This window comes from Actinomycetota bacterium, from assembly GCA_036280995.1.
GTDB lineage: Bacteria > Actinomycetota > CALGFH01 > CALGFH01 > CALGFH01 > CALGFH01.
This window is the reverse complement of sequence record DASUPQ010000838.1, coordinates 1-2,012: the sequence shown is the minus strand read 5'-3', so window position 1 is coordinate 2,012 and position 2,012 is coordinate 1. Positions and strand designations below refer to the sequence as shown.

The 2,012-nt window shown below is 73.4% G+C and carries 2 protein-coding genes; both read right to left on the bottom strand.

What is annotated here, in order from left to right:
- Nucleotides 1–2 precede the first annotated feature (2 nt).
- A complete protein-coding gene (locus tag VF468_28090; GenBank protein ID HEX5882145.1) occupies nucleotides 3–1,046 on the bottom strand; it encodes a hypothetical protein in 1,044 nt (347 codons plus the stop codon).
- A 28-nt stretch (nucleotides 1,047–1,074) separates the two neighbouring features.
- Nucleotides 1,075–2,012: Gfo/Idh/MocA family oxidoreductase (locus VF468_28085; GenBank protein HEX5882144.1), on the bottom strand; the 938-nt coding region annotated here is incomplete at its 5' end.

The following is a 2,012-nucleotide window of genomic DNA, read 5'->3' as shown; positions in this document are numbered from 1 at the left end:
GCTCAGAGCGGGTCGAGGAACTCCAGGTCGTCGGTGCCGCGGTTGTGTGGGGGTTTGCGTAGCACGGAGGCGACCTTCAGGCCGCCGGCCTGCAGCCGGACGACCGGCTCGGGTCCGATGTCGGAGGGCAGGACGGCCATGTGGCCGGTGGCGGGTGCCTCGAGCGGCCAGTAGTTGACGCCGAGGGTGTCGAGCAGGGCGCGGTCCAGGTCGCCCCAGAGCTGAGTGGTGATGGTGTCGGGCCAGCGGGCGGCGAGCGCGGCGCCCTGGCCGGGGTCGATGACCGGGGTGCCGCGGGGCCGCATTGCGACCAGCACCACGTCCGGTTCGAACCCCGGCTCGACCTCGAGGATGCTGGTGGCCAGGCGCACGGTGGCGCCGGCGGCGCGCAGCCCGTGCTCGAGGTAGGGGGCGAACGGGTTGTCGCACAGCAGCGCGATCCGGGTGCCGCGCACCGCGGTGCCGGCGTCGAGCAGCAGCTTGACCGCCATCGTGGGCAGGTAGGAGAACACGTCGACCAGCCGGTGTCGTTCGTTGGTGCCGGCCACCGGGATGCCGCGGCGCAGCAGCCCGTCCAGGTCCAGGTCGACCCGGCCGGCCTGGATCTCCCAGGCCTCGAACATCAGCGGCAGCACCGCGGTCGGCTTCATGCAGGCCACCAGGTGCCGGTCGATCGGGCGGAGGTGCCCGCTGTTGGTGACCACGTCGGCGCGGGCGATCACGGTGTGCGCGGACTCGGTGGTGACCACGACCCGGTCCGCGACCCCGGCCGCGGTGGCCAGCTCCAGGGTCTGGTCGCAGACCTCGGCCACCGTGCCGTGCCGGGACGGGCCGGTGATGCCGATCACCTCGTCCGCGCCGGCCAGCGCGGCCAGCACCGGGGTCACCGCGTACGGGCCAGTCGCGGCCTCGGTGAGCACCACGGCGCCGGCCAGGTCGATGCGCATCTCGGTCACACACCGGCGCATCAACCGGACCAGCCGGCCGGTCGCCAGCCCCGGCCGCTGCTCCCGCGGCACCGTCTCCACCGGCAGCTGCAGCGTCATCGGTCGCGCCCCCCGTCGCCGCTCCGGGTCATCGCGCGCTCCGCAGCGGCACCACCGCGCCCCGGTAGTCCAGGCTGGCCGACGCCGCCTCCAACACATCCAGCACCCGCAGCCCGGACCGGCCGTCGGTGGCGGCCGGACGCCGCTCGCGGATCGCCGCGGCGAACTCGGACATCACCCCGCGCAGCGCCTCCCCCTCCGGCAGCGCCGGGGCGACCATGTCCCCGGTGCGGTAGGAGATCGCCGCCTCCCGCCGCTCGTCGGTGCCGATCTCGTCCGGCCCGGCCAGATCCACCCCACGGTCGAAGATCGACACCCGCTGCGCCGGGTTCAGGTCGTCCCACACCAGGGTCCGCTTCGAGCCCCCGATGATCGTCGTGCGCACCTTCGTCGGCGACAACCAGTTCACATGGGCGTGCGCGATCGCCCCACCGCTGAGCTGCACCGTGAGGTAGGCGATACACGCCTTCCCGGCACCGATCGGGTCCGCGCCGTGCGCGGCCACCGCCTGCGGCCGCACCCCCTCGGGCAGCACGAAGTCCAGGATCGACAGGTCGTGCGGGGCCAGATCCCACAACACGTCCACGTCGCGCTGCACCAGCCCCAGGTTGATCCGCACCGAGTCGAAGAACTGCAGGTCGCCCAGCATCCCCGTGCCCACGATCTCCCGGATCTTCAGCACCGCCGGGGTGTAGCAGTAGGTGTGATCGCACATCAACACCAGGCCCCGCTGCTCGGCCAACCCGACCAGCGACTCCGCCTGCGCGTACGACGCGGCCAGCGGCTTCTCCACCAGCACATGCCGGCCCGCCTCCAACGCCGGCCGCGCCACCTCCACGTGCGTGCGCGCCGGCGTCGCCACCGCCACCGCCGCCACCGCCGGATCACCCAGCACATCGGACAGATCCGCCGTCGTCTTCACCCCACCGTGCCCGCCCAGAACCCGGCGCGCCCGGTCCTCATCCA

What these genes read in the sequence shown, in the direction of transcription:
- VF468_28090 (HEX5882145.1), bottom strand. Translation starts at nt 1,046, where the DNA reads ATGACGCTGCAGCTGCCGGTGGAGACGGTGCCGCGGGAGCAGCGGCCG.